Below are 2,666 nucleotides of genomic sequence, written 5' to 3' on the forward strand. Positions count from 1 at the left end.
TCAGCGTGCGTTGAAGTATTTGGCTTCGGGGTGGTGGATGACGATGGCGTCGGTGGACTGTTCGGGGTGGAGCTGGAATTCCTCGGAGAGGCGGACGCCGATGCGTTCGGGTTGCAGGAGGTCGGCGATCTTGGCACGGTCCTCGAGGTCGGGGCAGGCGCCGTAGCCCAGGGAGAAGCGGGCGCCGCGGTATTTGAGGGCGAACATGTCTTCCATGGCGTCGGGGTCCTGGCCGGCGAAGCCGAGTTCGGAGCGGACGCGGGCGTGCCAGTACTCGGCGAGGGCCTCGGCGAGCTGGACGGACAGGCCGTGCAGTTCGAGGTAGTCGCGGTAGGCGTTGGCTTCGAAGAGTTTCGCGCTCTGTTCGCCGATGCGGGAGCCGACGGTGACGACCTGCAGGCCGACGACGTCGGTCTGGCCGGATTCCTCGGGGCGGAAGAAGTCGGCCAGGCACAGGCGCCGTCCGCGGCGCTGGCGGGGGAAGGTGAAGCGGGTGGTCTCGTTGCCCTGCTCGTCCAGGAGGATCAGGTCGTCGTCCTTGGACACGCAGCGGAAGTAGCCGTAGACCACGGCGGCTTCCAGCAGGTTGTCCCTCTGCAGGGTGTCCAGCAGACCGCGCAGGCGGGGGCGGCCCTCGGACTCGACGAGTTCCTCGTAGCTGGGCCCCTCACCGGTGCGGGCCTGCTTGAGGCCCCACTGGCCCTTGAACAGCGCGCCCTCGTCCAGCCAGGCGGCGTATTCCTTGAGCTGGATGCCCTTGATGACGCGGGTGCCCCAGAACGGCGGGGTGGGCACGGGGTTGTCGACGGCCACGTCCGAACGGCCTGCGCCCTCCTGGGGCCGTTCCTCGACGACGGTCTGCGCGCTCGCCCTGACGCGGCGTTGTTTCAGTTCGGGCAGGCGGGCGCCGGGAGTGCCGCGCTTGACGCCGATCAGGGCGTCCATCAGGCGCAGGCCCTCGAAGGCGTCGCGGGCGTAGCGGACCTCGCCCTGGTAGATGTCGTGCAGGTCCTGCTCGACGTAGGCGCGGGTCAGGGCGGCGCCGCCCAGGATGACCGGGAAGTCGGCGGCCATCCCGCGCTGGTTGAGCTCCTCCAGGTTCTCCTTCATGATCACCGTGGACTTGACCAGCAGGCCGGACATGCCGATCACGTCCGCCCGGTGCTGCTCGGCGGCCTCCAGGATCGCCGAGACGGGCTGCTTGATCCCCAGGTTGACCACGTTGTAGCCGTTGTTGGACAAGATGATGTCGACGAGGTTCTTGCCGATGTCGTGCACGTCGCCGCGCACCGTGGCCAGCACGATGGTGCCCTTGCCCTCCTCGCCCTCCACCTTCTCCATGTGGGGTTCGAGGTAGGCGACCGCGCTCTTCATCACCTCCGCGGACTGCAGCACGAACGGCAGCTGCATCTGCCCGGACCCGAACAGCTCACCGACCACCTTCATGCCGTCCAGCAGCGTCTCGTTGACGATGTCCAGCGCGGACCGCTCACCCAGCGCATCGGACAGATCCTGCTCCAGGCCGTTCTTCTCGCCGTCGATGATGCGCCGCTTGAGCCGCTCCTCCAGCGGCAGCGCCGCCAGCTCCTCCGCCCGCCCCGCCTTGCGCGAGGTGGTGGTGGCCCCCTCGAACAAGGCCATCAGCCGCTGCAGCGGGTCATAGCCCTCACGCCGTCGGTCATAGATCAGATCGAGGGCGGTGGTGACCTCCTCCTCGGTGAAGCGGGCGATCGGCAGGATCTTGCTGGCGTGCACGATCGCCGAGTCCAGACCCGCCTTCACACACTCGTCCAGGAACACCGAGTTCAGCAGCACCCGGGCGGCCGGGTTCAGACCGAACGAAATGTTCGACAGCCCCAGCGTGGTCTGCACCGCCGGGTGGCGGCGCTTGAGCTCACGGATCGCCTCGATGGTGGCCACCCCGTCACCACGGGACTCCTCCTGGCCGGTGCAGATGGTGAAGGTCAGACAGTCGATGAGGATGTCCGCCTCATGAATGCCCCAGTTCCCGCTCAGGTCGTCGATCAGCCGCTCGGCGATCGCCACCTTCGACTCGACGGTACGGGCCTGGCCCTCCTCGTCGATGGTCAGCGCGATCAGCGCCGCCCCGTGCTCCCGCGCCAGCGCGGTCACCTTCGCGAACCGGGACTCGGGCCCGTCCCCGTCCTCGTAGTTCACCGAGTTGATCACCGCCCGGCCGCCCAGCTTCTCCAGCCCGGCCCGCAACACCTCCACCTCCGTGGAGTCCAGCACGATCGGCAGCGTGGAAGCCGTCGCGAACCGGCCCGCCAGCTCCGCCATGTCCGCCACCCCGTCCCGGCCGACATAGTCCACACACAGATCCAGCATGTGAGCACCCTCACGGATCTGCTCCCGCGCCATCTCCACACAGTCGTCCCAGCGGCCCTCGAGCATCGCCTCCCGGAACTTCTTCGACCCGTTCGCGTTCGTCCGCTCACCGATCGCCATATACGCGGTGTCCTGACGGAACGCCACCGACTGGTACAACGACGCCGCCCCCGGCTCCGGACGCGGCTCCCGCACCCCCGGAGCCACCCCCCGCACCCGCTCCACCACCTGCCGCAAATGCTCCGGCGTCGTCCCGCAACAACCACCGACCAAGGACAGGCCGTAGTCACGCACGAACGTCTCCTGCGCGTCCGCCA

At 68.3% G+C, this 2,666-nt stretch carries 1 protein-coding gene; it reads right to left on the bottom strand.

Annotated elements, in window-relative coordinates:
- Positions 1–2,666, bottom strand: a 2,666-nt coding sequence (gene metH / locus KUM49_RS36585; RefSeq protein ID WP_217241275.1) for a methionine synthase, incomplete at its 5' end; no start/stop codon positions are given.

Source organism: Streptomyces sp. AC555_RSS877 (assembly GCF_019049245.1).
In the GTDB taxonomy this organism is placed as follows: Bacteria; Actinomycetota; Actinomycetes; order Streptomycetales; family Streptomycetaceae; genus Streptomyces.